At 62.7% G+C, this 26,974-nt stretch carries 27 protein-coding genes and 1 pseudogene; 17 read left to right on the top strand and 11 right to left on the bottom strand.

Features of this window, described 5'->3' with window-relative positions; translation table 11 throughout:
- Positions 1 to 5: 5 nt before the first annotated feature.
- Positions 6 to 707, bottom strand: coding sequence for a response regulator transcription factor (locus tag REH59_RS14260; protein WP_019437505.1), 702 nt, complete (start codon positions 705 to 707; stop codon positions 6 to 8).
- Between the two features lie 245 nt (positions 708 to 952).
- On the opposite strand from REH59_RS14260, the gene REH59_RS14255 reads away from it, so the two are divergent.
- From REH59_RS14255 to mobA, 3 genes are all read left to right on the top strand, one after another.
- A complete protein-coding gene (locus REH59_RS14255; protein ID WP_128573550.1) occupies positions 953 to 2,128 on the top strand; it encodes an efflux RND transporter periplasmic adaptor subunit in 1,176 nt (391 codons plus the stop codon).
- An 11-nt stretch (positions 2,129 to 2,139) separates the two neighbouring features.
- Positions 2,140 to 5,268 (top strand): efflux RND transporter permease subunit, encoded by a 3,129-nt coding sequence (locus tag REH59_RS14250; RefSeq protein ID WP_121783386.1) that lies wholly within the window; start codon positions 2,140 to 2,142, stop codon positions 5,266 to 5,268.
- Positions 5,269 to 5,329: 61 nt separating this feature from the next.
- Complete coding sequence (gene mobA / locus REH59_RS14245; RefSeq protein WP_004577474.1) at positions 5,330 to 5,905, top strand: molybdenum cofactor guanylyltransferase MobA; 576 nt, start codon at positions 5,330 to 5,332, stop codon at positions 5,903 to 5,905.
- A gap of 238 nt (positions 5,906 to 6,143) precedes the next feature.
- On the opposite strand, the gene REH59_RS14240 is transcribed toward mobA, so the two are convergent.
- Positions 6,144 to 7,145 carry a bile acid:sodium symporter family protein gene (locus tag REH59_RS14240; RefSeq protein WP_121783385.1) on the bottom strand — a complete coding sequence of 334 codons (1,002 nt, stop codon included), beginning with the start codon at positions 7,143 to 7,145 and terminating at the stop codon, positions 6,144 to 6,146.
- Between the two features lie 107 nt (positions 7,146 to 7,252).
- On the opposite strand from REH59_RS14240, the gene ampC reads away from it, so the two are divergent.
- A complete protein-coding gene (ampC, locus tag REH59_RS14235) occupies positions 7,253 to 8,395 on the top strand; it encodes a class C beta-lactamase (protein ID WP_004577472.1) in 1,143 nt (380 codons plus the stop codon).
- A gap of 300 nt (positions 8,396 to 8,695) precedes the next feature.
- Positions 8,696 to 9,028 (top strand): hypothetical protein, encoded by a 333-nt coding sequence (locus tag REH59_RS14230; RefSeq protein ID WP_003253895.1) that lies wholly within the window; start codon positions 8,696 to 8,698, stop codon positions 9,026 to 9,028.
- Positions 9,029 to 9,074: 46 nt separating this feature from the next.
- Here REH59_RS14230 and REH59_RS14225 read toward each other — a convergent pair whose 3' ends face one another.
- From REH59_RS14225 to REH59_RS14200, 6 genes are all read right to left on the bottom strand, one after another.
- Complete coding sequence (locus REH59_RS14225; protein WP_014591259.1) at positions 9,075 to 9,386, bottom strand: hypothetical protein; 312 nt, start codon at positions 9,384 to 9,386, stop codon at positions 9,075 to 9,077.
- A 141-nt stretch (positions 9,387 to 9,527) separates the two neighbouring features.
- Positions 9,528 to 9,716: a hypothetical protein gene (locus REH59_RS14220; RefSeq protein ID WP_003253897.1), complete on the bottom strand. Its 189-nt coding sequence runs from the start codon at positions 9,714 to 9,716 to the stop codon at positions 9,528 to 9,530.
- Between the two features lie 138 nt (positions 9,717 to 9,854).
- Positions 9,855 to 10,175: a YbjQ family protein gene (locus tag REH59_RS14215; RefSeq protein WP_003253898.1), complete on the bottom strand. Its 321-nt coding sequence runs from the start codon at positions 10,173 to 10,175 to the stop codon at positions 9,855 to 9,857.
- Between the two features lie 70 nt (positions 10,176 to 10,245).
- Entirely contained in the window at positions 10,246 to 11,130 is an 885-nt protein-coding gene (locus tag REH59_RS14210; RefSeq protein WP_003253899.1) for an EamA family transporter, read from the bottom strand.
- 162 nt (positions 11,131 to 11,292) lie between these two features.
- Positions 11,293 to 12,048 carry a class II aldolase/adducin family protein gene (locus REH59_RS14205; RefSeq protein WP_014756422.1) on the bottom strand — a complete coding sequence of 252 codons (756 nt, stop codon included), beginning with the start codon at positions 12,046 to 12,048 and terminating at the stop codon, positions 11,293 to 11,295.
- Positions 12,049 to 12,070: 22 nt separating this feature from the next.
- Positions 12,071 to 13,114, bottom strand: coding sequence for an ABC transporter substrate-binding protein (locus REH59_RS14200; RefSeq protein WP_017147666.1), 1,044 nt, complete (start codon positions 13,112 to 13,114; stop codon positions 12,071 to 12,073).
- Positions 13,115 to 13,287: 173 nt separating this feature from the next.
- Between REH59_RS14200 and REH59_RS14195 the strand changes: the two genes are divergently transcribed.
- The 3 genes from REH59_RS14195 to REH59_RS14185 all read left to right on the top strand — a co-directional run bounded on the left by REH59_RS14195 (position 13,288) and on the right by REH59_RS14185 (position 17,162).
- Complete coding sequence (locus REH59_RS14195) at positions 13,288 to 15,240, top strand: FAD-dependent oxidoreductase (protein ID WP_320450585.1); 1,953 nt, start codon at positions 13,288 to 13,290, stop codon at positions 15,238 to 15,240.
- 39 nt (positions 15,241 to 15,279) lie between these two features.
- Positions 15,280 to 15,879 (top strand): helix-turn-helix domain-containing protein, encoded by a 600-nt coding sequence (locus tag REH59_RS14190; protein ID WP_014861425.1) that lies wholly within the window; start codon positions 15,280 to 15,282, stop codon positions 15,877 to 15,879.
- 80 nt (positions 15,880 to 15,959) lie between these two features.
- Positions 15,960 to 17,162: an NAD(P)/FAD-dependent oxidoreductase gene (locus REH59_RS14185; protein WP_014861424.1), complete on the top strand. Its 1,203-nt coding sequence runs from the start codon at positions 15,960 to 15,962 to the stop codon at positions 17,160 to 17,162.
- A gap of 68 nt (positions 17,163 to 17,230) precedes the next feature.
- On the opposite strand, the gene REH59_RS14180 is transcribed toward REH59_RS14185, so the two are convergent.
- Positions 17,231 to 17,842 carry an FMN-dependent NADH-azoreductase gene (locus REH59_RS14180; RefSeq protein ID WP_003253906.1) on the bottom strand — a complete coding sequence of 204 codons (612 nt, stop codon included), beginning with the start codon at positions 17,840 to 17,842 and terminating at the stop codon, positions 17,231 to 17,233.
- A gap of 133 nt (positions 17,843 to 17,975) precedes the next feature.
- Here REH59_RS14180 and REH59_RS14175 point away from each other — a divergent pair, with 133 nt between their 5' ends.
- Both REH59_RS14175 and REH59_RS14170 read left to right on the top strand, forming a co-directional pair.
- Positions 17,976 to 18,878 (top strand): LysR substrate-binding domain-containing protein, encoded by a 903-nt coding sequence (locus REH59_RS14175; protein WP_003253907.1) that lies wholly within the window; start codon positions 17,976 to 17,978, stop codon positions 18,876 to 18,878.
- Complete coding sequence (locus REH59_RS14170) at positions 18,871 to 19,230, top strand: MmcQ/YjbR family DNA-binding protein (RefSeq protein WP_012052560.1); 360 nt, start codon at positions 18,871 to 18,873, stop codon at positions 19,228 to 19,230. The genes REH59_RS14175 and REH59_RS14170 overlap by 8 nt, the downstream gene beginning before the upstream one ends.
- A gap of 58 nt (positions 19,231 to 19,288) precedes the next feature.
- Here REH59_RS14170 and REH59_RS14165 read toward each other — a convergent pair whose 3' ends face one another.
- Both REH59_RS14165 and REH59_RS14160 read right to left on the bottom strand, forming a co-directional pair.
- Complete coding sequence (locus REH59_RS14165) at positions 19,289 to 19,702, bottom strand: DUF1294 domain-containing protein (RefSeq protein ID WP_003253909.1); 414 nt, start codon at positions 19,700 to 19,702, stop codon at positions 19,289 to 19,291.
- The gene (locus tag REH59_RS14160) at positions 19,695 to 20,525 is read right to left on the bottom strand and encodes an undecaprenyl-diphosphate phosphatase (RefSeq protein WP_003253910.1); all 831 of its coding nucleotides are present in this window, start codon (positions 20,523 to 20,525) and stop codon (positions 19,695 to 19,697) included. The genes REH59_RS14165 and REH59_RS14160 overlap by 8 nt, the downstream gene beginning before the upstream one ends.
- Positions 20,526 to 20,825: 300 nt before the next feature.
- Here REH59_RS14160 and mcpP point away from each other — a divergent pair.
- The 7 genes and pseudogenes from mcpP to REH59_RS14130 all read left to right on the top strand — a co-directional run.
- Positions 20,826 to 21,539 (top strand): annotated as a pseudogene (gene mcpP / locus REH59_RS28780) (methyl-accepting chemotaxis protein McpP); the annotation flags it as partial.
- 186 nt (positions 21,540 to 21,725) lie between these two features.
- Complete coding sequence (locus REH59_RS28775; RefSeq protein ID WP_404940839.1) at positions 21,726 to 22,460, top strand: methyl-accepting chemotaxis protein; 735 nt, start codon at positions 21,726 to 21,728, stop codon at positions 22,458 to 22,460.
- A 548-nt stretch (positions 22,461 to 23,008) separates the two neighbouring features.
- Entirely contained in the window at positions 23,009 to 23,575 is a 567-nt protein-coding gene (gene pnuC, locus REH59_RS14150; RefSeq protein ID WP_003253912.1) for a nicotinamide riboside transporter PnuC, read from the top strand.
- A complete protein-coding gene (locus tag REH59_RS14145; RefSeq protein WP_014861402.1) occupies positions 23,572 to 24,141 on the top strand; it encodes an AAA family ATPase in 570 nt (189 codons plus the stop codon). Before pnuC ends, REH59_RS14145 begins: the two co-directional genes overlap by 4 nt.
- 297 nt (positions 24,142 to 24,438) lie before the next feature.
- Positions 24,439 to 24,876: a hypothetical protein gene (locus REH59_RS14140; protein WP_003253914.1), complete on the top strand. Its 438-nt coding sequence runs from the start codon at positions 24,439 to 24,441 to the stop codon at positions 24,874 to 24,876.
- Position 24,877: 1 nt separating this feature from the next.
- Positions 24,878 to 25,456: a hypothetical protein gene (locus REH59_RS14135; protein WP_010953763.1), complete on the top strand. Its 579-nt coding sequence runs from the start codon at positions 24,878 to 24,880 to the stop codon at positions 25,454 to 25,456.
- A 49-nt stretch (positions 25,457 to 25,505) separates the two neighbouring features.
- Complete coding sequence (locus tag REH59_RS14130; RefSeq protein ID WP_014861401.1) at positions 25,506 to 26,957, top strand: hypothetical protein; 1,452 nt, start codon at positions 25,506 to 25,508, stop codon at positions 26,955 to 26,957.
- Positions 26,958 to 26,974: the final 17 nt, after the last annotated feature.

Raw genomic sequence — 26,974 nt, 5'->3', positions numbered from 1 at the left:
GCCGATCAGCACTCCCACTCGACACGGCTGAACAGGTAGCCCTTGCCCCATACGGTCTTGATCTTGCGCGCTTCGCCGGCGTTGTCGTCGAACTTGCGCCGCAGTTTGGAAATGGCCACGTCAACGGAGCGATCGGTGCCATTGAACTCGATGCCACGCAGTTGTTGCAGGATACGGTCGCGGTTCATCACCTCACCGGCATTGCGCGCCAACACCACCAGCAGGTTGTACTCGCCGCTGGACAGCTCCACCTCCTCGCCGCGCCAACTCACCGTGCGCTCGGCCAGGTCGATGCGCAGGCCACCAATCAGGATCAGGTCGTTGTCCAGGCGCGGTTCGTTGACACTGCTGCGGCGCAGCAGCGTGCGCACGCGGGCCAGCAGCACGCGTGGTTCACAGGGTTTGGTCACGTAGTCGTCGGCCCCCATTTCCAGGCCAAGCACCTGGTCATGGCTGTCGTCGCGGGCCGTCAGCATGAGGATTGGCAGGGTCTGCGACTCCTGGCGCAGCAGCCGGCACAGCTGCAGGCCATCGATGCCCGGCAGCATCAGGTCAAGGATGACCAGGTCAGGCCTTTGCCGACGGTACTCGTCCAGTACATGATCGCCCCGGGCGATCACCTGGACATGGAAGTCGTTACGTTGCAGGTAGCTGGCGATCAGCTCGGACAGGGCGCTGTCGTCCTCGACCAGGAAAATGTTCGGCATAGGTGCTTGGGCGTCTGGGTTGAAGTAAGCCTGTGGCGAGCACTTCGCGGGTAAACCCGCTGCTGCAGGTCCCCGTAGGAGCGGGTTCACCCGCGAAGAGGCCAGCACAGGCCCATGCAGAATATAGAACCCAACCACTCGACAGGATCATTCTTCACACTTTTTCACACTCGTCCTACAGGTATTAACAGCCGCCCAGCCAGCGTCTGCCTTAGCATATACACGGTCATCATCGGAAGATCCGCATGCCTACTACCCTCTCCCCGTGCCTGCGCCCGTTGGCGCTCATGGCATTGCTGAGCCTGTCCCTGGCCGGTTGCAGCGACAGCGCCGAGCCGGACGAACAGGCACCCACTGCGCAAGTGCGCGTGGAAACCCTGCAACTGCAGCCACTGGCCATCAGCAGCGAACTCAGCGGCCGTATCCTCGCGCCACGCACCGCCGAAGTGCGTGCGCGGGTCGCAGGCGTGGTGCTCAAGCGGGTGTACCGCGAAGGCAGCGACGTCAAGCAGGGTGATGTACTGTTCCTGATCGACCCGGCACCGTTCAAGGCCGACCACGACAGCGCCCGCGCCACGCTGGCCAAGGCCGAGGCCACCCGGTATCAGGCGCGCCTGCAAGAGCAGCGCTACCGCGAGCTGGTCGACGACAAAGCCGTCAGCCGCCAGGAATACGACAACGCCAAGGCCAGTTTCCTGCAGGCCGATGCCGAAGTGGCCGAAGCCAGGGCGGCGCTGGAGCGCGCCCGGCTGAACCTCGGCTATGCCACCGTGACCGCGCCGATCTCCGGCCGTATCGGCCGCGCCCAGGTCACCGAAGGCGCGCTGGTCGGGCAAAACGAAACCACCCCGCTGGCGACCATCCAGCAGCTGGACCCGATCCATGCCGATGTCACCCAGTCTACCCGTGAGCTCAACGCGCTGCGCCGCGCCCTGCGCGCTGGCGAATTGCACCAGGTGGGCGACGGCCAGGCACGCGCCACGCTGATCCAGGATGACGGCAGCGCCTACCCGCTGCCGGGCAAGCTGCTGTTCTCCGACATCAGCGTCGACCCCAGCACCAACCAGATCACCCTGCGCAGCGAGTTCCCCAACCCGGACCTCGACCTGTTGCCTGGCAGCTACGTGCGGGTACGCCTGGAGCAAGCGGTGCAACCCAAGGGCCTGAGCGTGCCGCAACGCGCCATCCTGCGTGACAGCGCCGGTGTGCCGAAGGTGCTGGTGGTAGACCAGCACGCCCGGGTCAGCGACCGCCAGGTTGTACTGGGCAGCGCCCAGGGCGACCGCTGGGTCGTCAGTGAGGGCCTGGCGGCCGGCGAGCGGGTGGTGGTCGAAGGGCTGCAGCACATCAAGGCCGGTGACCAGGTGCAGGTCGACAACGCACCCGCTGCCCCGCCCATCGCACAGCATACCCGCCAGTGAGGGCCTGATTCATGCCGCAATTCTTCATCGATCGCCCGGTATTCGCCTGGGTGGTCGCACTGTTCATCCTGCTGGCCGGCGCGCTGGCCATCCCGCAGCTGCCGGTGGCCCAGTACCCCAACGTGGCACCGCCGCAGGTGGAAATCTACGCCGTGTACCCAGGCGCCTCGGCGGCGACCATGGACGAAAGCGTGGTCAGCCTGATCGAGCAAGAGCTCAATGGCGCCGACAACCTGCTGTACTTCGAGTCGCAGAGCAGCCTGGGCAGCGCCACCATCACCGCCACCTTCGCCCCGGGCACCCACCCGGACCTGGCCCAGGTCGACGTGCAGAACCGCCTGAAGGTGGTCGAGTCGCGCCTGCCACGCCCGGTCACCCAGCAAGGCCTGCAGGTGGAGAAAGTGTCCACCGGCTTCCTGCTGTTGGCCACCCTCACTTCCGAAGACGGCAAGCTCGATGAAACCGCGCTGTCGGACATCCTTGCACGTAACGTGATGGACGAAATCCGCCGCCTCAAGGGCGTCGGCAAGGCCCAGTTGTATGGTTCCGAACGGGCCATGCGCATCTGGATCGACCCGCGCAAGCTGATCGGTTTCAACCTCACGCCCAACGATGTAGCCGAAGCCATCGCCGCGCAGAACGCCCAGGTCGCCCCTGGCAGCATCGGCGATCTGCCCAGCCGCAGCACCCAGGAAATCACCGCCAACGTGGTGGTCAAAGGCCAGTTGAGCAGCCCCGAAGCGTTTGCTGCCATTGTCCTGCGTGCCAACCCGGACGGCTCCACGGTCACCATCGGGGATGTCGCCCGGGTTGAAATCGGCGCCCAGGAATACCAGTACGGCACGCGCCTGAACGGCAAACCGGCCACGGCCTTCAGCGTGCAGTTGTCACCCGGCGCCAACGCCATGGAAACCGCTACCCTGGTGCGGGCTAAGATGCAGGACCTGGCGCGCTACTTCCCGGAAGGCGTCAAGTACGACATCCCCTACGACACCTCGCCGTTCGTCAAGGTGTCGATCGAGCAGGTCATCAACACCCTGTTCGAAGCCATGCTGCTGGTGTTCGCAGTCATGTTCCTGTTCCTGCAGAACCTGCGCTACACACTGATCCCGACCCTGGTCGTGCCAGTGGCATTGATGGGCACCTTCGCCGTGATGCTGGCCATGGGCTTCTCGGTCAATGTGCTGACGCTGTTCGGCATGGTACTGGCCATCGGCATTCTGGTCGACGATGCCATTGTGGTGGTGGAGAACGTCGAACGCATCATGGCCGAAGAAGGCTTGCCGCCCAAGGACGCCACACGCAAGGCCATGGGCCAGATCAGCGGTGCAATCGTCGGCATCACGCTGGTGCTGGTGGCGGTATTCCTGCCCATGGCCTTCATGCAAGGCTCGGTGGGGGTGATCTACCAGCAGTTCTCGCTGTCGATGGCGGTGTCGATCCTGTTCTCGGCGTTTCTCGCCCTCAGCCTGACCCCGGCATTGTGCGCCACCCTGCTCAAGCCCGTGGCCAAGGGCGAGCACCATGAACGCAAAGGCTTTTTCGGCTGGTTCAATCGCCGCTTCGAACGCATGAGCAACGGCTACCAGCGCTGGGTGGTGCAGGCGCTCAAGCGCAGCGGCCGCTACCTGCTGGTGTACGCGGTGCTGCTGGCGGTGCTGGGCTACGGTTTCAGCCAGCTGCCTACGGCGTTCCTGCCCACCGAAGACCAGGGCTACACCATTACCGACATTCAACTGCCGCCGGGCGCCAGCCGCATGCGCACCGAACAGGTAGCCGCGCAGATCGAGGCGCACAACGCCGAAGAACCAGGCGTGGGCAACACCACCTTGATCCTCGGCTTCAGCTTCTCCGGTAGCGGGCAGAACGCGGCGCTGGCCTTCACCACCCTCAAGGACTGGTCCGAGCGCAGCGCCGACGACAGCGCCCAGTCGATCGCCGACCGCGCGACCATGGCCTTCACCCAGCTCAAGGACGCGATAGCCTATTCGGTGCTGCCGCCCCCCATCGACGGGCTCGGTGAGTCTACCGGTTTCGAATTTCGCCTTCAGGACCGTGGCGGCATGGGCCACGCCGAGCTGATGGCAGCCCGTGACCAGTTGCTCGAAAGCGCCAGCAAAAGCAAGGTGCTGACCAACGTGCGCGAAGCCTCGCTGGCGGAAAGCCCGCAGGTGCAACTGGAAATCGACCGCCGCCAGGCTAATGCACTGGGCGTGTCGTTTGCCGATATCGGCACGGTGCTGGACGTGGCCGTAGGCTCCAGCTACGTCAACGATTTCCCCAACCAGGGCCGTATGCAGCGGGTGGTGGTGCAGGCCGAAGGTGACCAGCGCAGCCAGGTTGAAGACTTGCTGAACATTCACGTGCGCAACGACAGCGGCAAGATGGTGCCACTGGGTGCGTTCGTTCAGGCCAGGTGGGTCAGCGGCCCGGTGCAACTGACCCGCTACAACGGTTACCCGGCGGTGTCGATCTCTGGCGAGCCCGCCGCCGGCTACAGCTCGGGCGAAGCCATGGCCGAAGTCGAGCGGCTGGTGGCGCAGCTACCGGCCGGTACCGGCCTGGAATGGACCGGCCTGTCATTGCAGGAGCGGCTGTCCGGTAGCCAGGCCCCCCTGCTGATGGCGCTGTCGCTGCTGGTGGTGTTCCTGTGCCTGGCTGCGCTGTACGAAAGCTGGTCTATCCCGACTGCGGTGCTGCTGGTCGTTCCGCTCGGCGTGCTCGGTGCGGTGCTGGCGGTGACCTTGCGCGGCATGCCCAACGACGTGTTCTTCAAGGTTGGCCTGATCACGCTGATCGGCCTGTCGGCGAAGAACGCCATCCTGATCATCGAGTTTGCCAAGCATCTGGTAGACCAGGGCGTGGACGCCGTCGACGCCGCCGTGCAAGCGGCCCGCCTGCGCCTGCGGCCGATCGTGATGACTTCGCTGGCGTTCATTCTCGGCGTGGTTCCACTGGCCATCGCCAGCGGCGCAAGCTCTGCCAGCCAGCAGGCGATTGGCACCGGGGTGATCGGCGGCATGCTCAGCGCCACGCTGGCGGTGGTGTTCGTGCCGGTGTTCTTCGTGGTGGTGATGCGCCTGTCACAGCGACGCCAGGCGCATGACAGCGACGGGCAACCCGTGCCCCGCGAAAGCTGACTGGACAAGCCCCGCGTGAAATGGGAGGGTTCCCGGCAATGACTGCCCGGAACCCTTTTTCATGCCTGATGCACTCCCCCCCTGCTCAATCCTCGTTCTCGCGGGTGGCCGCGGCCAGCGCATGGGCGGCCGTGACAAGGGCCTGGTGGACTGGCAAGGCGAGCCGTTAATTGCACATGTTCATCGCGCGGTGCGGCCACTGAGCGACGACTTGGTGATTTCCTGCAATCGCAACCAGGCGGCTTACCGAGCATACGCCGACCAGTGGGTGGGCGATGCAGAAGCCGACTTCCCCGGGCCGCTGGCGGGGGTGATTGCCGGGCTCAAGGTGGCACGTCATGCGTGGGTGGTGTTGCTGGCCTGCGATGCACCCCTGGTTGATCGCGACTTGATCGAAGACCTGCTGCGGCTGGCAGTGGCCGGTAACAGCGCGGCAATGGTGCGTCAGGGTGGTTTTTGGCAGCCGATGTTCAGCGTGCTGCCCAAGCGGGTGTTGCCGGTGCTGGAGCAGGCCTGGGCAGCGGGTGAGCGGAGTTTGCAGAAGGCCTTGCTGCGCGAGGCGGTGCAAGGGCTGGAGTGCGCCGAGAGCGATCGCCGGCTAAGCAACTTCAACAGCCCGGAACGGCTGCAAGACTGAGGGCATGACACCGCCCCCACAGGTAAGCCACAACACTTCAGAACTGTGGTGACTTTGTAGGAGCGGGTTTACCCGCGAATACGGCGGCGGCTGCAACGGTGAACGGCGGGTGGAAACTGGCCAGCAGGCACGGCCTCTTCGCGGCCATCAACCATTTAATACGACCAAGCTTTTCAGCGCTGAGCTCCGCAGAAAAGCTTGACCGCCAACAGTGTATCTAATCGGAACGCAAAGGCGCTCACGACACCGCCGAAGCCTCCACCTCCTGCTCGCGGCTGGCATAACGCTGCGCCAGCACAGCACACACCATCAGCTGTATCTGGTGGAACAGCATTAGCGGCAAGATCATCGCGCCAATGCCACTGCCCACGAACAACACCTGGGCCATGGGCACCCCCGTGGCCAGGCTTTTCTTGGAGCCGGCAAACAGGATGGTGATGCGATCCTCAAGGTCGAAGCCCAGCGCCTTGCCAAGCATGCGTGTGCCAAACAGCACCACTGCCAGCAGAATTGCGCACACTACGAACAACCCCGCCAGGTGCTGCGGCGATACGGTGTGCCACAGCCCGGTAACCACGGCCTCACTGAAGGCGGTGTACACCACCAGCAGGATCGAACCCTGGTCCACCACCTTGAGCCAGCGCGCATTGCGCTTGACCCAGGCACCGATCCAGCGCCGCGCGATCTGCCCGGCAACGAACGGCACCAGCAGCTGCAACGTGATCTTCAACACCGCATCCAGGCCGGAACCTGTATCACCACTGGCACCCAGCAGCAGCATCACCAGCAACGGGGTGAGGAAGATACCCAGCAGGCTGGAGGCCGCCGCGCTGCAGATGGCGGCCGGCACGTTACCGCGGGCCAGCGAGGTAAAGGCAATGGCCGACTGCACGGTTGCAGGCAAGGCACACAGGTACAGGATGCCCAGGTAAAGCTCGTTACCCACCAGCGGTACGAACAGAGGTTTGAACGCCAGGCCCAGCAGTGGGAACAATACGAAAGTACAGGAGAACACCAGTAGGTGCAGGCGCCAGTGCCCGGCACCGGCAATGATGGCTTCACGGGACAGTTTGGCGCCATGCAGGAAGAACAACAGGCCGATGGCCAGGTTGGTCAGCCAGCCGAAATACACCGCGCCATCGCCCGCGCAAGGCAGCACGGTGGCGATGAGTACTACACCGAGCAAGGCCAAGGTGAAATTGTCAAATAACATGCGCAAATACTTCATCACTGTATCCATCTTGTCATGGTGGCTGGGCAGACGATAAGGTCTTTGGCTCTCCGTCGCTAACGCCGGAACCCCGAGCGGTATCGCTCAACGGACACGTTCCACAAAAAGGACTCACCATGCTCCGCCCACGTCTGGCTGCACTTGCAGCCGCCATTACCCTTGCCTTGGGCCATGCCAGCGTCCAGGCCGACGACCAGTTACAGGCCAAGGTCGACCAGATCATCCGCCCGCTCATGCAGGAACAAGGCATCACCGGCATGGCTGTGGCCATCTATGCACGCGACCACGCGCATTACTTCAGTTACGGTGTGGCCAGCAAGGCCGACAACGTACCGGTCAGCCGCGATACGCTGTTCGAAATCGGTTCGCTGAGCAAGACCTACACTGCCACCCTGGCCGCGCTTGCCAGCGCCGAGGGCAAGCTTGACCTCGAGGCCCCGGCCAAGCGCTATCACCCGGCACTGGCCGGCGTCCCCATCGGCGACGCGACGGTGCTGGAACTGGGCGCTTATAGCGCCGACTGCCTGCCACTGCAGTTCCCCGACACCGTGCAAACACCGCAGCAGGTAGTCGATTTCTTCCGCCACTGGCAACCTCGCGCCAAACCCGGCACCCAGCGCTGCTACTCCAACCCCAGCCTGGGGTTGTTCGGTGACCTGGCTGCCCGTGCGCAGCATGAACCGTTTTCCACGCTGATGAGTGAGGGCCTGCTGACGAAGATGGGCCTGAAAAATACCTACCTTCAGGTTCCGGCCAGCGCCCAGGGGCTTTATGCCCAAGGGTATGACGCCGACGACAAGCCGGTGCGTGTAGGGCCCGGCCCCTACGCCGATGAGGCCTACGGCATCAAAACCAGCGCCAGCGACCTGCTGCGCTATGTGCGGTTGCACATGCAGCCACAGGGCCTGCCACCGGCCCTGGTGAAAGCCACCGCCATTACCCAGCAGGGCTATTTCCAGGTTGGCGGCATGACGCAAGGCCTGGGCTGGGAACGCTACCCCTACCCGGTCACGCTGAGCACATTGATCGATGGCAACAGCCCACGGCTGATCCGCGAACCGCAGGCCACCACTCGCTTGCAGCCGGCCCTGCCCGCGCTACCGGCAGCCTGGTACAACAAGACCGGCGCCACCAACGGCTTCGGCGCGTACGCCGCGTTCGTGCCGGCAGAACAGCTGGCAGTCGTGCTGCTGGCCAATCGGAATTACCCCAACCAGGCGCGGGTGCAAGCCGCCTTCGACATCCTTTCCGGCTTATAACGCTCGCGTTGATTGTCGGACAAAACGACAGAATGTAGTGAGCAAAAATATTCACTACAAAATGGTTGACGCCGTTCATCGCGCTTGGGCATGATGAAGCCGTCTCCCCGATCGGGAGCGGTGGCAAGGGTGTTCCAGACGGCCTGCGCGGTAACGCAGGCCGTCCGTGGAGAGGGAAACTGTCCAAAAGGCAGCGTGAGAAAGCCCCTGTTGCGATGCTGCTGTAGCAGCCTTGGTAGTGCGCTACACCGTGATAGCGCCAACTGTGAAAATCACCTATGAATGGGTAATGGGGGCTTTATGATGAACTTGAACAACAATCCGACTATCGACCAATTGGCCCAGCTGTTCGCCGTGCGCAAGGACAGCCTTGACGACCATTTGCTGTGGGTTAGCCAAACCGGTGAAGTGCGCCTCGACCGCCTGCCACCGAACACCGTCGAAGATGAATTTGAAGAGCACCTGCCCAGCATGCGTGCCCGCTTCAAGGTCTACCGCCGTGGCCAAGGCTACGTCGGCAAGAAAGCCGCCGCCGACACCGAATTCGTTGGCCGCGTGCTGCAGACCCTGCAACAAGAATGGCCCGCTGCCCGTGAGCAGCAGGCAGTCAAGGTGATCGAACCGCTGAATTGAGGGTTCGCACCCTTACCAGAGCCCGGCCCGCATAGGCCGGGCTTTTTCATGCCTGGCGCCGCTGCAGACGGGTTTCCGGCAGAGGCAAGGCGCCTGTTGCCATCGCCCGGGCGCGGTCGACACCCCACACCAGCGCACGGGTCATGGTCTCGCCCGGCAGCGCGGGGTAATACTCTTCCAGCAACGCCCGCCCATCCCCGGCGTACAACCCCAGAAACAGCTGCGTCGCCCCCAGGCGCGACAAGCGCACCTGCACGTCCAGTGTGGTGCCGTCGCTGAGTGCTTCGTCGTGGCAGCGGCTGTGCAAATGTGCGTCGGCCCACTGCCAATAGGTTTCTTCCCTGACTCGCATGAGCATTCAATCCTCCGTTGCTGGAATGCCGCGTCAGAAAACCACAGGCCGGGCCATCCGGCGAGCGCTACCGGGCAATACCATGAGGCGGATCAACGAATGGCAATAAAAACCCCGCCGTTGGGCGGGGTGTGTGCAGACGCGGGATCACTTCTTGAGCGGTACCCGCGGCATGAAGCGGCCCTTTTTGCTGCGCTGCAAATGTGCAGGCTGGAGCTGTTCGGAATCATCCAGCGTCATGTGGGCGAAACCCAGGCGAAATGCCGCCTGGCCGCAACGCACCTGGCTGTTGATCGGGAACGCGTCGTTCAGGTCTTCGAAAAAGGATTCGCTCATGCCCAGTCTCCCTCCAGTGGCGGTCGCGTCGGCAACCAGACAAGTTGCCCAGGAAACGCGGCCTGTGAAAGTGAGACTAGCTGGTCATTTGCGGACCGACCGGACAAGAACCCTGCAGCCGACCAATGGCAAAAGGCTTTACTTCAGGCGTACTGCCGTGCCGGTGGCAAATACCACGACCATGCCGCCCTGTACCGACGGCATGCTGATCTCAAAATCCACCCCCACTACCGCATCGGCTTGCAACTGTCGTGCCCGGGCCTTGAGTTCTTCAGTGGCCTGCTCCCGGGCCTCGCGCAGCGCGCTTTCCAGGGTTTGTGAGCGGCCACCGAAAAAGTCGCGAAACCGTGTAAAGAAATCGCGCACGAAGTTGATGCCCTGCACCGATTCGGAACTGACCACGCCCAGGTATTCGGCAATCGGGCGGCCTTCGAGCTGGCTGGTGGTGGAAATGATCATGGATGCGCTCCGTTGGCCTGGCAGAAAGAGGCCGATTCTAACAGAGCGCAGATCGGCGGATTTAAGCGCTTTACGCGTTGGCAGCCCGCAAACGCTGACCGATGCGCGCACCGAATACATTCACCAGCAGGCCGGCCATCACCAGCAATGCGCCCCAGCCCTGCGTAGCGGTCAGGCGCTCTCCCAGCAGCAACGCCGACGAACTCAGGCCAATTACCGGTACCAGCAGCGAGAATGGCGCCACTTTGCCTGCCGGGTGACGCGACAGCAACTTGCTCCACAGGCTGTAGCCGAGCATGGTGGCCACAAAGGCCAAATACGCCAGGGCCAGCACCGAACTCCAACTGATATTGGCCAAGGCATGGCCAATGCGCTCGGGGCCTTCCAGCCACCAGGACAGTGCCAGGAATGGCAGTGGTGGGATCAGCCCACCCCAGATCACCAACGCGACCAAGTCGACCGAGCCGAACCGCCGGGTAATGATGTTGCCCAGGCCCCACATTGCCCCGCCACACAGGGTCAGCACCAACGCCAGCATGGGCACATGGCCGCCGTCTTCGCTGCCGATCAGTGCCAGGCCGCCGGCCGCCACCAGCAGCCCCAGCACGCTGGCCAGGCGCAGCCGCTCACCGAGAAACAACGCCGCAAAACCGAGGGTGAAGAAGGCTTGCGACTGCAGGATCAACGAAGCCAACCCTGGCGGCATGCCGCTGTACATGGCCTGAAACAGGAACGCGAACTGGCCCAGTGAAATGGTCGCACCGTAAGCGATCAGCCAGCGCCACGGCAGTTTGGGCCGCCTGACCAGCAAGATTGCCGGGAACGCCACCAGCAAGAAACGCAATGCCCCTAGCAACATCGGTGGCAGCCCGTCGAGGCCAACCTTGATGACCACAAAGTTGACGCCCCAGGCGACAATCACCACCAGGGCGATAAGCAGGTCCTTGAGTGGCATTGCGACTTCCTTCTGCAGGCTTTTTAGACATATTTCGTTACAGCATAACGGTATTCCTTGAGAAGGGACCAGCACAGTTGAAAGCAATGGTTGCACTACAGTGACTGTTCCGTCCGCCCGCTGTCGTTTGCACGACTAACTGCCAAATCAGCAAGCGCAGGTTCAATCCTGATAACCAGGCGCCACCTTTTCCAACATTCGCAACAATGCCGCCCACGCCAATTGCAGCGCATCCGGGTCGGTCAGTTCCCCTTGCTTCAACCCTCTCCCCGGCGCGTTGAACTGCCGTTCGGTACGCACGCACACTTCGGTCGTCGGCAATACCAGCTGCCCAGCACTTTGCGCCGCCAACTGGATCTCGCAAGCCTTCTCCAGGTAGTACATGCGCAAGAAGGCTTCAGCCACACTGCGCCCCGTGGTCAACAGGCCATGGTTGCGCAGCATCATCACCGGCTTGTTGCCCAGGTCGGCCACCAGCCGTTGCTGTTCATCCATGTCCAGCGCGACGCCCTCGTAGGCGTGGTAAGCCACATTGCCGTAAAACTCCATGGACATCTGGTTGACCGGCAGCAGGCCACATTCCAGTGCGGCCACCGCGCAGCCTGCGCGGGTGTGGGTGTGCAGCACGCACCGGGCATCCTCGCGGGCAGCGTGAATGGCACTGTGAATGACGAACCCGGCCGGGTTGACCGGGTGACGGGCAGCCCCCACCGGCCGCCCCTGCAGGTCGATCTTCACCAGGCTGGACGCTGTGATCTCCTCGAAGAGCAGGCCATACGGGTTGATCAGGAAATGGTGCTCCGGCCCAGGCAGGCGCAGGGAGATATGCGTGAAGATGAGATCGCTCATGCGAAAGTGCGCGATCAGCCGGTAGCAGGCAGCCAGCTCCCGACGCAGGCTTAGTTCCGTTGAAGTCATCTTGTTGCCCCTTTACTGAATGCTATTTGCTGGCCCAGGCGTTGAAGCGTTGCTCCAGTTCTTCGCCATGATCGACCCAGAATTCCACGTTCATGGCCAGCGCCCCTTGCAGGTTCTGTGGCGAAGTGGGTACCCAGTTGGCCAGCGCCGGGTCAAGCCTGGCCGCGGCTTGGGTATTGGTTGGCCCATAGGGGATCTGTTGTACATACCGCACCTGGGTATCCGGCTGATTGGCATAGGCAATCAGCCGCTTGGCCTGGTCGACATGCCGCGAGCCTTTGATGATCGCCCAATAGTCCATACCGTACAGGCTGCCAGGCCATACCACGGCCAACGGGCTGCCCTGCTGCGCCGCCACCGCAATTCGTCCGCTGTAGGTGGAGGTCATCACCACGTCACCGGCTGCCAGCCATTGCGCGGGTTGAGCGCCGGCGTCCCACCACTGGATATGGGGTTTGAGTTCGCTGAGTTTGGCGAAGGCCCGCTCGACACCTGCCGGCGTGGACAATACCCGGTATACGTCCTCGACCTTGACCCCGTCAGCCAACAGCGCGAATTCCAGGTTGTACACCGCACGTTTGCGCAGGCCGCGCTTGCCAGGGTACTTGTCGACGTCCCAGAAGTCGGCCCACGACGCCGGCGCCTGGGCCAGCTTGCTGCGGTCGTAGGCAATAGCCACGCTCCAGACCAGCGCGGCCGACCCACAATCCTGTGCGGCTGCCGGGATCAGTTCGGCGGCATGGCCCAGGCGCTGCCAGTCCAGGTGCTCGTAGATCCCCTCGTCGCAGCCGCGCATCAAGTCAGGGCCTTCGATCTGCACCACATCCCAATCGACGTTGCCGGTGTCTGCCATGACCTGGATCCGCGCCATTTCACCGTTGTATTCACTCTGGATCAGCTGGCTGCCGTCCTGGGCAATGAAGGGCTTGAAAATCGCCTCATCCTGGGCCTTCTGGCCCGCGCCGCCATAACCGACCACAACCATCTGCTGCGCAGCTTGCGCAGTGCCCAGGCCAAGGGCCAGCAAGGCTGCACAAAGGCCGGTCACACGTGGATATAGCTGCATCGTAGTTTCCTACTGGCGGTGCCCGACGGGCCCGTTTTCTTGTTGTTTTGAGGTCACACCCTCGCCATGCGAGTGAGGAAAACCTAGACAGACGCCAGTAAAAAAACAAGTTGATTTTTTACTATCGCTACACTTTGATAGAAAAATAACAACACCGTACCGGAGCCGCCTGTATGCAGACCGCCTTCCCACACTTGTTCGAGCCCTTGCAGATCCGCGGCAAACGTTTGAAAAACCGCATCATGTCCAGCGGGCACGACACCTGCCTGCCCACCGACAACCTGGTCAACGACAAACTGATCGCCTACCAGCGCGACCGCGCTGCCGGCGGCGTTGGCCTGATCGTGCTGCAGGTCGCCGGGGTGCACGACAGTGCCCGCTACACCTCGCATGTGCTAATGGCCACGGACGATGCCTGCATCGACGGCTACCGCCAGCTTGCCGAGGCCTGCCACGCGCACGGCACCGTGGTGCTGTCGCAACTGTTTCACCCCGGGCGGGAGATCATGGAATCGGCAGACGGCCTGTTGGCGGTAGCCTACTCGGCCTCTGCGGTGCCCAATGAGCGCTTCCGGGTGATGCCACGGGCGCTGGACCAGGCAATGATCGACGAAATCGTCCAGGGCTATGCCGGCGCCGCACGCCGCCTGCACCAGGCCGGCCTGGATGGCGTCGAGGTGGTGGCCAGCCATGGCTACCTGCCCGCGCAGTTTCTCAACCCCCGGGTGAACGTACGCAGTGATGGCTACAACGGTGGCCTGGATCAGCGCCTGAGGTTCTTGCGCGAAGTGCTGGCCGCGGTGCGCGCCGCCACCGATGAGCAGTTCATCATTGGCCTGCGCATCAGCGCTGACGAGCGCGACAGCCAGGGCCTGAGTGAAGACGAGTCACTGGCTGCTGCCGTGGCCTTGCAGGGCCAACTCGACTACCTGCATATCGTCGCCGGTACCTCGGCCTCGCTGGGTGGCGCGGTCCATATCGTGCCGCCGATGGCCATCGAACCGGCGTACCTGGCCCGCGAGGCTGGCACCTTCAAGCAACAGCTGGCTATCCCCCTGTTCGTCACCGGGCGCATCAACCAGCCCCAGGAAGCCGAGCTGATCCTGGCCCGCGGCCAGGCTGATGTGTGCGGCATGACCCGGGCGCTGATCTGCGATCCGTCGATGCCAGGCAAGACCGAACGCGGCCAGGTCGAAGACGTGCGCGCCTGCATCGCCTGCAACCAGGCATGCATCGGCCATTTCCATCGTGGCTTGGCCATTTCCTGCATCCAGCGCCCGGAAACCGGGCGTGAGTTGCAGTATGGGCACCTCACGCCCACTTCCTCGCCCAAGCGCATAATGGTCGCCGGCGGCGGGCCTGCCGGCATGAAGGCCGCCGCCGTGGCCGCCGCGCGCGGGCACCAGGTCACGCTGTACGAGGCGGGCCCGCAGCTCGGTGGGCAGGTGCTGCTGGCCCAGCTACTGCCACGGCGTAGCGAGTTCGGGGGTGCCAGCACCAACCTTCAACGGGAAATGGCCCTGGCAGGTGTAGAAGTGGTGCGCAGCACCCGGGTCGACCGCGCGCTGGTCGAACGTGAGCGCCCTGATCTGGTCATTGCTGCTACCGGCGCCACCCCCTACTGGCCGGCGTTCGAGCGTACCGGCGAGCTTCAGGTAGTGGACGCCTGGCAAGTGCTGCGCAATGAGGTGAAACCGGGGCGTTCGGTGCTGGTGATCGACTGGCGCTGTGACTGGATCGGCCCCGGTATCGCCGAACGCCTGGTGCGCGAAGGTCATCAGGTCCAGTTGGCGGTCAACGGTACTCATTGCGGCGAGAGCCTGCCGCTTTATGTACGTGACCAACTGGCCGGCGAGCTGCATCGCCTGGGTATCCCTGTCACCCCATACGCACGCCTGTATGGCAGCGACGACAACACGGTGTACCTGCAGCACACCGCCAGCGGCGATCCGATGATCTTCGAAGGCATCGACACCCTGGTGCTGTGCATGGGGCATCAACCGCAAGACCGCCTGGCCACTGAACTGGCAGGTGTGGTGGAGGTACGGCGGATTGGCGACTGCCTGGCGCCGCGCACAGCCGAAGAAGCGATTCACGATGGCCTGACGGTTGCCTGGGCACTCTGAGGCTGTACATACTGCGGCTTTTGCGATGGACCGACGCGCATGAGCCAACCCTCCCAGCCCACCGCCAGCGAACCCGGGGGCGCCGCGCCGCATTTCCTCGGCACCCGCATCCGCGGCCTGCGCAAGCGCCGCGGCATGACCTTGGCGGAGCTGGCCGCACACAGTGAACTGACCGCAGGCTACATCAGCCAGCTGGAGCGCAACCTCTCCTACCCGTCGATCCCGGCGCTGTTCAATATCGCCCGCAGCCTGGGCGTGACCATCCAGTGGTTCTTCGCCAGCGAAGCCACCACCGCGCCCGAAGACCAAGGCTATGTGGTGCGGCGCAACAGCCGCCTGAGCGTGCATTACGAAGATGGCATCGTTGATCAACTGCTCACTCCCCAGCCCAACCGCCAGCTGGAGATGCTGCACTCACGTTTCCCGCCAGGTACCTACAGCCAGCAAAGCTACAGCCATGACGGCGAAGAAGCCGGTTACCTGCTCAGCGGCACGTTTGAGCTGTGGGTAGGCGAGCGGCATTTCCAGCTGAGTGAAGGCGACAGCTTCAGCTTCTCGAGCCAGGAGCCCCATCGCTACGGCAACCCCGGTGAAGTGGATGCCGTGGTGATCTGGGTGATCACACCGCCAACATTCTGAAGCACTCCGGCAAGCACTGGTAACACCGTTGACCGGCGATACGGTCTACCTTGTCCACCGAACTTCAAAGGAGCACAACCATGAAGCAGATCCTGATCATTGGTGCGGGCTTTGCCGGCCTGTGGAGCGCACTCAGCGCCATCCGCCAGCTTGACCTCAACGGCAGCAAGGGCGTCGAGGTCACCTTGCTCGCGCCCCAGGCTGAACTGCATGTGCGTCCGCGCTTCTACGAGCCAGACGTGCATACCCTGGCGGCACCCCTGCAGGCGCTGTTCGACGCTGTCAATGTCCGTTTCGTGCAGGGCACGGCATACCACATCGATGAAGCGGCCCGCCGCGTGGGCTATCGCACCCGCAGCGGCACTCGCTGCACCCTGCCCTATGACCGTCTGATCATGGCCTGCGGCAGTGAGCTTGAGCGCCCTGACATGGACGGCATCGAGCATGCCTTCGACGTCGACAAGCTCGACAGCGCCGCACGCCTGGAAACCCACCTGAAGTCACTGGCCAGCCTGCCGAACACGCCGGCACGCAATACTGTGGTAGTAGCCGGGGGCGGTTTTACCGGCATCGAGACGGCCACCGAATTGCCGGCCCGCTTGCGCGCGATACTGGGTGAAGACGCCGCGTTGCGCGTAGTGGTAATCGACCGCGGCGCCAGGATTGGCGCAGCCCTGGGTGACGGCATCCGCCCAGCCATCGAGCAGGCATGCGAGGCCCTAGGCGTGGAGTGGGTTTGCGGTGCCACGGTGGTTTCGGTAGGCCCTGCCGGTGTGCAGCTGGACAACGGCCAGCGTATCGACGCCAGCACGGTGGTCTGGACGGTTGGCTTCAAGGCCAACCCGCTCACCGAACAGATCAGCGGCGAGCGCGACAACCGCGGCCGCTTGCATGTCGATGGCAACCTGAAGGTCAAGGGCAATGATGCCGTGTATGCCGCGGGAGACGTGGCTTACGCCACCTGTGACGCGCTTGGCAACCCTGCAATGATGTCGTGCCAGCATGCGATTCCGCTGGGGCGCCACGCAGGCAACAATGCCGCGGCCGAGCTGATTGGCGTGCCACCGATGGCTTACAGCCAGCCCAAGTACGTGACCTGCCTGGACCTGGGGGCTTGGGGTGCGGTGTATACCGAAGGATGGGACCGTGAGGTGTCGCCACCGGAGGACAAGGCCGAAGCCAAAGCGCTGAAGCGCCAGATCAATTCAGTGTGGATTTATCCGCCAGCGGCTGACCGTGCAGCAGCCTTGGCAGCCGCTGATCCGCTTATTCCGGTAGCCTGAACGCTTCTACGGGTTGGGGTGGCCTTGTCCCTCGACAGGGCCACGCTTGCAACCAACCGCTGCCTTGATCAGGCGGCCGCAAACAGCTCGTTGGCAATCTGCGCCTGTGCAGCATCGATCGCCTGGCTGCGCTGCTCCGGGCCATAGGCCAGGCCGTGGGCCCGGACAATTTCCAGGTCGGTAATACCAATGAAGCCCAGGAACACTTTCAGGAAGTCTTCATGCCCGGCGCCAGTCGGCTGGCCAGCGTGCAGGCCACCCGCAGTGGAAACCAGCACCACTTTCTTGTTGCCGCACAGGCCTTGCGGGCCGGCTTCGGTGTAGCTGAAGGTCTTGCCGGCGACGGCCACACGGTCAATCCAGGCTTTTAGCTGGGTCGGCACGGTGAAGTTGTACATTGGCGCGCCAATCACCACGGCATCGGCAGCCAGAAACTCTTCGAGCGTCTCGGCGCTCAGCTTGGCTTCGAAAGCCTGGGCCGCGTCGCGTACGTCTTCAGGGGTGCCTGCAGCGACCAGGGTGGCGGCGGAGAAGTGGGCAATGGCATCGGCAGCCAGGTCGCGGTAAACCACCTCAACGCTTGGGTCTGCAGCCTTCCAGGCTTCGACCACTTCGCGGCTCAGCTGACGCGAGGCGGAATTGTCGCCCAGGATGCTCGAATCGATGTGCAACAGTTTCATGGGACTCTCCTGTGAGTGAAGACCGCATCTGTGGGCGATCACGATGGGGAGAATCCTATCGAAGTGATCAATAGCTGATAAGTCAGCAAAAATGCGTTAGTTTGTCCCACAGATGGAACAGTGAGACATGCCCATGCAAGACCTCAACGACCTCTTCTACTTCGCGCGCGTCGTCGAAGCCGGCGGATTCGCCGCCGCCGGGCGCCAGCTGGGTATCCCCAAGTCGCGCCTGTCGCGGCGTATCGCCGAGCTTGAAGAACGCCTGGGCACACGCCTGTTGCAGCGCACCACACGGCAACTCAAGCTCACCGCAGTAGGTGAACGTTACTTGCATCATTGTCAGGCCATGCTGCTGGAGGCCGAAGCCGCCGACGAAACCGTGGCCAGCATGAGCAGTGAACCGCGCGGGCGTTTGCGGGTTTCCTGCCCGGTGGCACTGGCACACGCCTTCCTGCCGGATGTGATCAGCCGCTTTCTCGAGCAGTACCCGCTGGTGCAACTGGACATGGTATTGCTCAACCGCCGGGTCGACCTGATTTCCGAAGGCATTGACGTAGCGTTGCGCGTACGCGACCTGGGCGACGAAGACCCGGCCCTGGTCACCCGCCGCCTGCGCCAGGCACAAATGCAACTGGTGGCTGCACCCGGTTTTGCCGACCACATTCGCGAACCGGGCGAGCTGGCATCTTTGCCCGTGCTGGGCGCAGCCGAAGCGGACCGGCTGGTACACTTCCGCCTGTTCGGCCCCCATGGCAAGCAGCAGGAAATAGCGCTGGAGCCACGCTTGGCGATCGATGATTTCGTAGTACGTAACGCTGCTGTACGTGCCGGGCTGGGGTTCACTGCGCTGCCCAGCATGTTCTGTGAAGAGGAACTGGAACGCGGCGAACTGGTGCGCCTGCTGCCAGACTGGTCGCTGCCGGGTGGCTACCTGCAGGCGGTTTACCCACACCGGCGCGGCCTGCTGCCTGCGGTCCGAGTGTGGATCGATCACCTGGCGGCGTCATTCGAGGCTTGTGGAGAGCGGTATGTCTGAACGGAAGATGAGCGAGGCCCAGGTGGCGGCATTTTGCCTGAGCCTGCCGGGGGCGCGGGAAGACTACAAATGGGGCGGCATTCGAGTGTTTTCGGTGGCCGAAAACAAGATGTTCGCGGTGCTCGACCTGGCGGGTGCCGGGTTGTCGTTCAAGGTAGCCGACGAGCTGTTTCTGGGTTATTGCGATCGCCCCGGGATACGGCCGGCGCCTTACCTGGCGCGGGCGCGATGGGTCAGCATGGCGCCGCCCTACCCCATGGGGCGTGATGAACTGTGTGATGTGTTGCAGCGGTCGCACCAGCTGGTCGTGCGTCGGTTGCCCAAGCGGTTGCAGGTGGGGTTGGTCATGTGATCTACCTGTACCGGCCCTTTCGCGGCATTACCCGCAAAGAGGCCGGCACAACTGCACATCAACCAAGGGGCAGATAACGCCCGTCAAGAAACAGCCAGTCTGCCCAGAACACCTGGTGCAGCAGCACAATCCCCCAGCACACCAACTGGAACGACACCTTGCGGGTCTTGTGCCGAAACAGCTGCTGCGCCAACAGCGCCCCCGGCCAACCACCGAGCAACTCGCTGGCATGCAGCACTTTCTCGGGTGTACGCCAGGCCTGGTTACGTGCCTGCTGCTTGTCCTGCCAATACAGCAACAGGCTGATCAGGCTCATGGCCGGGTACAACGCCAACGGCCACCAGGCCTGATCGTTCCAGGCCATGCGTGCCGCCCCCAGGCCGGGCAACAGGCAAAGCACGCCCAACAGCAGCAGCTTCAGGCGCACATTGCGCACGCCTTCAGCCCGTTGCCCACGCAGCGCCTCAGCCATGTGCCGTGGACCAGTCGACCCAACCGAACTGCCAGGTCGCCAGAATGAACAGGCCGAACACAATGCGATACCAGGCAAATGCCGCGTAGCTATGGTTGGCAATGAACTTGAGCAACGCCCGTACGGCAATCATGGCGAAGATGAACGAAGTCACGAAGCCGAGCGCGAACACCGGCAGATCGCCGGGCTGGAACAAGTCACGGTATTTGTAGCCCGAATATACCGCCGCACCGACCATGGTCGGCATTGCCAGGAAGAACGAGAACTCGGTCGCTGCCTTGCGCGACAGGCCGAACAGCAGGCCACCGATAATGGTCGAACCGGAGCGCGACGTGCCCGGGATCATCGCCAGGCACTGGATGAAGCCTATTTTCAGCGCATGGCTCCAGCGCATGTCGTCCACATGGTCCACCTCCACACGGTGCTCACGGCGCTCGGCCCAGAGCATGATGACGCCCCCCACCACCAAAGCCGCCGCCACAGTGACGGGGTTGAACAGGTATTCGTGAATAAGGTCGGCGAACAGCACACCCAGGACCACCGCCGGCATGAACGCCAGCAGCAGGTTGCCCGTGAAGCGGCGCGCCTTGGGCTGGTGGGTCAGGCCGAAGACCACTTCGAAAATCTTGCTGCGAAACTCCCACACCACCGCCAGGATTGCCGCCAGCTGAATGATGATGTTGAAAGCCATGGCCCGTTCGCCGCCAAAACCGATCAGGTCGGCGACGATAATCTGGTGACCGGTACTGGAGATCGGCAGAAACTCCGTCAGCCCTTCGACCACGCCTAAGATGATTGCCTGGAAGGCAGTCCAAAAATCCATCATTCCCCCGGATGGAGCTCTGCTTGTCGCAGGCCCCTTGTTCTTGATTTGCTTGAAATTGCCTTACACGGCCCGGCTGTTTTACAGCGACTGTTGGGCGCAACGCCAGCGGAAAAGTTCATGCCTGTTAAAGGTTTCATCTTGCGCGGCCGAAATCCTGACAGAGCCCCTTGGCAATCGCTTTACCCGACCCGTTGCAGACTATCACCAACATAGCACTTAGCCATTAGTCGAGTGTGGGCTCGCTGCAAAGCATGCTTCGATGCACCTTAATAAAAAGAACAATGCGGGAGCTGATGGATGAACACTTTGAGATCGATGTCAATCAGTCAGCGCCTGTGGCTGATCCTTGTGGTGGCGGTGGCCATGCTTGTGGTACTGGGCCTGCTGATGCTGCGGCAGATCCATGGCGACCTGTACCAGGCCAAGGCAGAGAAAACCCGCCATGTGGTGCAAACCGCCGCGGGTGTGCTGGCCTATTACCAAGGCCTGGAAGCTGCCGGCACGCTCAGCCGCGAAGCCGCCCAGCAACAGGCGCTGCAAGTAGTGCGCGCGCTGCGCTACGACCATGACGACTATTTCTGGATCAATGACCTGGGGCCGAAGATGATCATGCATCCGGCCAACCCCAAGCTCGACGGCCAGGACCTTTCAGCCATCCGCGACCCCGATGGTTTCGCCGTGTTCAACGAAATGGTCGCCCTTGCCCGCCAGCAGGACGCCGGCCCGGTCAACTATCGCTGGCCCAAGCCCGGCGCCAGTGAGCCGGTAGCCAAGACCTCGTATATTCAGTTGTTCAAGCCGTGGGGCTGGATCATCGGTTCGGGCGTGTACGTCGATGACGTGCAGGCCGAATTCGCTCGCCAGTTGCGCGACGCTTCGCTGGTTGGTGTGGGCATTGCCCTGCTGATGGCGCTGGTGGTCATGCTGATCGCCCGCAGCATCGCCCGCCCGCTGCAGGAAGCGGTGCAGGCGATGGGCAACATCGCCAGCGGCGAAAGCGACCTGACCCGGCGCCTGGACACCCATGGCAGCGACGAGATCACCCACCTGGGCGAGCACTTCAACCGTTTCAACGGCAAACTGCAAGGTGTCGTCGGCCAGCTGCAAGGCGCGGCCCACGCATTGGCCCAGTCCGCCGGGCACGTCGGTGACAATGCGGGTGCCGCACAACAGCGCAGTGCCCAGCAATCGTTGCAGATGGACCAGGTGGCCACAGCAGTCAATGAGGTGACCTACGCCGTGCAGGACGTGGCCAAGACGGCTGAACAGGCCGCCGGAGAAATGCGGACGGCACAACAACAGGTGACGCACGGCCAGCAGGCCATCCACGGCAGCCTGGCGCAGATCGACCGCCTGTCGCTGACCATCGATGAGGCCGTACAGGTAATCCGCGACCTGGCCGGCCACAGCACGCGCATCGGCGGCGTGCTGGACGTGATTCGTTCCATTGCCGAACAGACCAACCTGCTGGCGCTGAATGCCGCCATCGAGGCTGCACGGGCTGGCGAGCAAGGCCGAGGCTTTGCCGTGGTCGCCGACGAGGTGCGCCTGCTGGCCCAGCGTACAGCACAATCGACGGCCGAGATTCATACCATGATCGAGCACCTGCAGAGTCAGTCGGACGCTGCGGTCAAGGCCATAGACACCAGCAGCGAGGCATCGCGCCAGACTGTCGAACAAGCCCGCGAGGCCGGCGCCAGCCTGGACGCCATCAACCAGGTGCTGAACAACCTCACCGCATTGAATGCCTCCATTGCCAGCGCCACCTTGCAGCAGTCGCATGTGGTCGAAGAGATCAACCGCAATGTGCTGGATACTGCCGGGTTGTCGCAGCAGACCGCCGATGCGGCGCGTCAGTCCAGCGATGCCGGGGTGGCATTGGGGCGGTTGAGCGAAGAGCTGGAGCAGTTGTTGCGGCAGTTCCGGGTCTGAGAACAAGCCCTTTGTGGGAGCGGGCATGCCTGCTCCTGCAGGTATCGCGTGACCTTGAAGCCTGCGCTGCACCTGTGAGAGCTCTGTCTTGCTCAATTTCTGAAAGCTGGCGTGATTGGAGTGGGAGCGGCCTTGTGTCGCGAAAGGGCCGCGTAGCGGCCCCCGACAATCTGCGCATCAAAGCCGAAATCCCGGGGCCGCTTTGCGGCCCAATCGCGACACAAGGCCGCTCCCACAGGGCGCGTGTAGCCCGCTGAAGGTCAGTGATGATACGCGTCATCTTCACCGGCAAAGCTGATTGACACACCACTGGATGGGTGGAGGGGAAGCAGAGTGACCAGGATGCGGCGGGGCGCTGGTAATCAAGGCGCCGCCGATCCTTTGTGGGCATGCCCGCGAAGGAAGCAACGCGGTGGATGGCACCGGCGCTGCCGGTGTTCGCGGGTAAACCCGCTCCTACAACCGGGTATCCCACCGCTGCGCCCTACACCTTCACCGGCTGACCCGCTACAATCTCGCCCCTTCCCCGTAGCCTCCAAGGATCGCCGATGTCCGGCCTTGAACTCATTGCCGCCCTCCTCGGCGTAACCGCTGTCTGGCTCACGGTCAAGCAGAACGCCTGGTGCTGGCCAATCGGCCTGGTCATGGTGCTGATTTATGGCTGGCTGTTCTACGAGGTAAAGCTGTACTCGGGCATGTTGCTGCAAGTGGCCTACGCCATCCTGCAACTGTACGGCTGGTGGCAATGGAAGCGCCCCGGCCACGCTGAAGACGCCCGTCAGGTCTCCCGCCTGCAACGCCCGGCACTGTTCACCGGCCTGGCCACCGGGGTGCTGCTGAGCGCCGCCCTGGGCGCGGCCATGGCCAACTGGACCGATGCCGCCCTGCCCTGGCTGGATGCCACCCTGACCGGATTCAGCCTGGTGGCGCAACTGTGGATGGCGCAGAAACGCCTGCAGTGCTGGCCCCTGTGGGTCGTGGTCGACATCATCTATGTGGGCCAATACCTGCATCAGCAGTTGTATTTCACCGCCGGCTTCTTCGCCGTGCTCACCCTGATTGCTGTACGCGGCTGGCTGGAATGGCGCCGCGACCCGGCGTTGGTACAGCCATGAGTGCGCCACAAGCAATGAAAGTGCTGGTACTGTGCGGCCCAGAATCCAGTGGCAAAAGCTGGCTTAGCGGGGTGATCCAGGCACATTTTGGTGGCGTGGTGGTGGGCGAGTACGTGCGCCATTTCATCGACCAGCAATGCCGTGACACCTGCTACGCCGATATTCCCGCCATCGCCCGCGGGCAACTGGCATGGGAGGACCGTGCGCGCGAGCTGGCGCCCCCACTGCTAATTCTGGACACCCACCTGCTGAGCAACATGCTCTGGAGCCAGGCACTGTTCGACGACTGCCCAACCTGGCTGGAAGAGGCACTGCTGACACGGCGTTACGACCTGCACCTGTTGCTCAGCCCGCAAGGGGTGGACTGGATTGCCGATGGTCAGCGTTGCCAACCCGATCTCAGCGATCGTCAGCGCTTTTTCGACGACAGCCAGGCGTGGCTGAGGCGGCACAAACAGCCGCACCGAATACTCGATGGCAATTGGCCGCAACGCCAATTGCTGGCCTTGCAATCGGTTGCTATGCTGCTTGGTAGCGATGCGCCATCATGCCCAACCGAGTGTTAAACCACTGACACACTCCGGTGGGGCAAAGCCCCCGAAATTGCGGGGCTTCCCCCTGTCCTGGGTGCAGTGTCAAGCCCGTGAAACACACTTGCAAAAACCCTTCCAATCAAGGCCACAGCTGACTTTGCCGGCAACGCGCAGGGCAAGCTGTTTCAAGCCTGAGACAACATGCGCCGCATTTTGTCAGCCTCTTGCCCTAACTATCTGATCTAAAAAAGATTCTAAAAAGCGGCACACCTTCTGCTCTGTCGTTCGCATCGCTGAACAGGGCCAGCGCTCAAAGAAGGAGTTGCCGTCGTGAGGAAACGTGACAAACGCCTCTATCACCTATTACTGGTGGGTTGTGTACTGGGGTCACTCAGCCTGACGGCTCAGGCGGACAAGGGGATCATCATCATCAAGCGCGATGTGCAGGTGCGCAACGCGACCATCCCCCCTCTGATCCCAGACCCGAGCCCTACCACCGTCAATGCCAACCCTTCTGCCCACGTGCTCAAGCAAACCAACGAGCTGAGCGATGGCGACTTCGCCGGCATCAGCAGCGGTGCAGGCATCAGCAACCTGGTCACCCAGCAGACCAACAACCTGGGTGGCAACCTCGGCAACCAGAACCAGCTTCCCAACTTGGCGGGCGGACGCGGCACGGGGTCGGGTAACGGTATCTCGAACATGGTCAACTCGAGCGTGCAGCGTGGCCTCGCGCCGCTGCAGATTCTGACCGGCGGGGGCAAGTGAGATGAAGCGCACACTGCTGATGCTGGCCGCCCTTTGCACTGCGCCGGCCTTTGCGCAATCCCTGGTTCCCGTCATCAACAACGCCGATATCGACAGTTCAGGCAGCCGCTATCAGGGCAACCTCTCTGTCAACCAGGCCGCTGGCGACAAACAGCAGCAAGTCAATGCGCGCGCCATCGCCGTCGGCCCCGAAGCCAATGCAAGCACCCAGATCCGGCAACGGCTCGACACGCCCGCCGACCCCGCGATGGACGCCCGCTCAACCATCCAAGGCAACGCTTTCAGCAACGGCAGCGGCGCCCTGGGGGTCAACCAGAGCGCAGGTGCCAACACCCAGCAAGCCAACGCACTGAGCATCAGCATTGGTGCACAACCGCAAAGCATCGACGACAGCGTCCTCATGCAGCAGAACGTGGCGCTGATCAACAACTCAGGAGCAACTGACATTCCAGCAGGCTATCGCCAGGTCACTACCAGTGACCAGGCCTTCACCGGTAGCCGAGGGGTGATCCAGTTGAACCAGAGTGCCGGGGTGGGAAACCGAATGGCCAACACCTTGAGCATCCGGGTCGCGGATTGACCCTGCAGTTAAGAACGACACTTAACCTAATAGCGTACGGAGAATCACCATGAAACCCTCGATGGCAATCAAGCCTCTGGTTTTCGCAATTGCTGCGGTCATGGCTGTTGCTGTACAAGCTGGGCAAAATGATCGGCGTAATGACCACCATAACGGCCACCACAACAATGGTCATCACACGCCTCCACCCACCAAGATCCCTGTGTATGCAACGGCCAATGCCTGGGACACCCAAACCAGCACTCGCAACCGCATCTCCAATGAAGGCACCATCAACGAAGCCGAGATGAGTGACTCTGGCACCGGCTCCAGCGGCAACGTTGGCATAAACGTGGCGGCCGGTAACGGCAACCAGCAAGATAACGCCGCTGCCATTGCCAACGCAGGCTCCGACTCGAGCCTGGACAACAGCTTCGTGTTCGGCATGGCCAGTGCCACGGCTGACGTTGTGCAAACCAGCAGAAACAACCGGGTCGACAACTATTCGACCCAGTCTTCGGCTGTGATGAGCGGCTCAGCCAGCGGGGCTGAGGGCAACATTGGCATCAACGTTGCCGGTGGCGACCTGAACCAGCAGAAAAACACCATGGCCATCGCCAACACCGGTGCCCCGCTGGGTAACGCCACTGCCACGGCTTCAGCCAATCAGGACGGCCCAGGCCTGATTGTAAACAACAGCGCCGACCGCACCTATCGGGTGGATACGATTACCATCACCAAATCGGCCAGCGGTTCAAGCTCGAAGGAAGGTAGCTTCAACTCGACCGACGACCGCAGCTCGTCTTCGAGCTTCAGCGTCGCCGGTGCGCAAAGCGCCAGTTCCAGCGGCTCCAGTGGCTGGAACTCCAGCGGCTCGCAATCCAGCAATGCCAGCGGCTCCCACAACTCGAGCGCAAGTGGCTCGTTCGGCTGGGATGCCAGTGGCTCTGCCAGCGGCAGCCACAGCGCGTCGAGCAGCGCCAGCCTGGCAGCTTCGCTGGACGCTGACGTTAGCGCCTCGCGTACCCGGACCACCGACTATGGCCGTCACGAGCGTACCGACTCCAGCTCCTTCGATGGCTCGCTGAGTGCGTCGCTGGATGTGTCGGTCGACAAGTCGCACGAAAGTGCATACGACTCGTCGTTCGAGAAAGCATTCGACTCCAACTACGACAAGGCGCATCAGTCGTCGTACGACAAGTCCAAAGAGTCTTCGTACACCAAGTCTCACGACTCTTCGTACGAGAATGCTTCGGCGTCTGAGTTCTCGAAGTCTGGCGAGCAATCAAAACAATCCTCGAACGACGTTTCGAAGAGCTACAGCGAAAGCAGCGCCTACGACTTGAGCAATACTGTGTCCTTCCAAGTGCTGACCCCGACCGGCTGGGCCAACCCAGTTACCAACACTGCAACCCTTAGCGGTTCGGTGAACGGTGGCAGCGGTAACCTGGGCGTGAACGTAGCAGCCGGTGTGGGCAACCAGCAAAGCAACTCGCTGGCCATCTCCAACACTTCGTTCTAACCGCTGTGCTTGAGGCC

Source organism: Pseudomonas sp. BO3-4 (assembly GCF_034044115.1).
In the GTDB taxonomy this organism is placed as follows: Bacteria; Pseudomonadota; Gammaproteobacteria; order Pseudomonadales; family Pseudomonadaceae; genus Aquipseudomonas; species Aquipseudomonas alloputida.
Note: the sequence above shows the minus strand (reverse complement) of the source record. Positions and strands in the feature narration are given on the sequence as shown.

Coding starts and splice junctions, on each gene's coding strand:
- REH59_RS14260 (WP_019437505.1), bottom strand. CDS start 707: ATGCCGAACATTTTCCTGGTCGAGGACGACAGCGCCCTGTCCGAGCTG.
- REH59_RS14255 (WP_128573550.1), top strand. CDS start 953: ATGCCTACTACCCTCTCCCCGTGCCTGCGCCCGTTGGCGCTCATGGCA.
- REH59_RS14205 (WP_014756422.1), bottom strand. CDS start 12,048: ATGACTTCAACGGAACTAAGCCTGCGTCGGGAGCTGGCTGCCTGCTAC.
- REH59_RS14215 (WP_003253898.1), bottom strand. CDS start 10,175: ATGATCATTTCCACCACCAGCCAGCTCGAAGGCCGCCCGATTGCCGAA.
- pnuC (WP_003253912.1), top strand. CDS start 23,009: ATGTCCGGCCTTGAACTCATTGCCGCCCTCCTCGGCGTAACCGCTGTC.
- REH59_RS14230 (WP_003253895.1), top strand. CDS start 8,696: ATGATGAACTTGAACAACAATCCGACTATCGACCAATTGGCCCAGCTG.
- REH59_RS14175 (WP_003253907.1), top strand. CDS start 17,976: ATGCAAGACCTCAACGACCTCTTCTACTTCGCGCGCGTCGTCGAAGCC.
- mobA (WP_004577474.1), top strand. CDS start 5,330: ATGCCTGATGCACTCCCCCCCTGCTCAATCCTCGTTCTCGCGGGTGGC.
- REH59_RS14225 (WP_014591259.1), bottom strand. CDS start 9,386: ATGCTCATGCGAGTCAGGGAAGAAACCTATTGGCAGTGGGCCGACGCA.
- REH59_RS14135 (WP_010953763.1), top strand. CDS start 24,878: ATGAAGCGCACACTGCTGATGCTGGCCGCCCTTTGCACTGCGCCGGCC.
- REH59_RS14190 (WP_014861425.1), top strand. CDS start 15,280: ATGAGCCAACCCTCCCAGCCCACCGCCAGCGAACCCGGGGGCGCCGCG.
- REH59_RS14185 (WP_014861424.1), top strand. CDS start 15,960: ATGAAGCAGATCCTGATCATTGGTGCGGGCTTTGCCGGCCTGTGGAGC.
- REH59_RS14240 (WP_121783385.1), bottom strand. CDS start 7,145: ATGGATACAGTGATGAAGTATTTGCGCATGTTATTTGACAATTTCACC.
- REH59_RS14200 (WP_017147666.1), bottom strand. CDS start 13,114: ATGCAGCTATATCCACGTGTGACCGGCCTTTGTGCAGCCTTGCTGGCC.
- REH59_RS14250 (WP_121783386.1), top strand. CDS start 2,140: ATGCCGCAATTCTTCATCGATCGCCCGGTATTCGCCTGGGTGGTCGCA.
- ampC (WP_004577472.1), top strand. CDS start 7,253: ATGCTCCGCCCACGTCTGGCTGCACTTGCAGCCGCCATTACCCTTGCC.
- REH59_RS14130 (WP_014861401.1), top strand. CDS start 25,506: ATGAAACCCTCGATGGCAATCAAGCCTCTGGTTTTCGCAATTGCTGCG.
- REH59_RS14210 (WP_003253899.1), bottom strand. CDS start 11,130: ATGCCACTCAAGGACCTGCTTATCGCCCTGGTGGTGATTGTCGCCTGG.
- REH59_RS14170 (WP_012052560.1), top strand. CDS start 18,871: ATGTCTGAACGGAAGATGAGCGAGGCCCAGGTGGCGGCATTTTGCCTG.
- REH59_RS14165 (WP_003253909.1), bottom strand. CDS start 19,702: ATGGCTGAGGCGCTGCGTGGGCAACGGGCTGAAGGCGTGCGCAATGTG.
- REH59_RS14195 (WP_320450585.1), top strand. CDS start 13,288: ATGCAGACCGCCTTCCCACACTTGTTCGAGCCCTTGCAGATCCGCGGC.
- REH59_RS14160 (WP_003253910.1), bottom strand. CDS start 20,525: ATGGATTTTTGGACTGCCTTCCAGGCAATCATCTTAGGCGTGGTCGAA.
- REH59_RS14180 (WP_003253906.1), bottom strand. CDS start 17,842: ATGAAACTGTTGCACATCGATTCGAGCATCCTGGGCGACAATTCCGCC.
- REH59_RS14220 (WP_003253897.1), bottom strand. CDS start 9,716: ATGAGCGAATCCTTTTTCGAAGACCTGAACGACGCGTTCCCGATCAAC.
- REH59_RS14145 (WP_014861402.1), top strand. CDS start 23,572: ATGAGTGCGCCACAAGCAATGAAAGTGCTGGTACTGTGCGGCCCAGAA.
- REH59_RS28775 (WP_404940839.1), top strand. CDS start 21,726: ATGGACCAGGTGGCCACAGCAGTCAATGAGGTGACCTACGCCGTGCAG.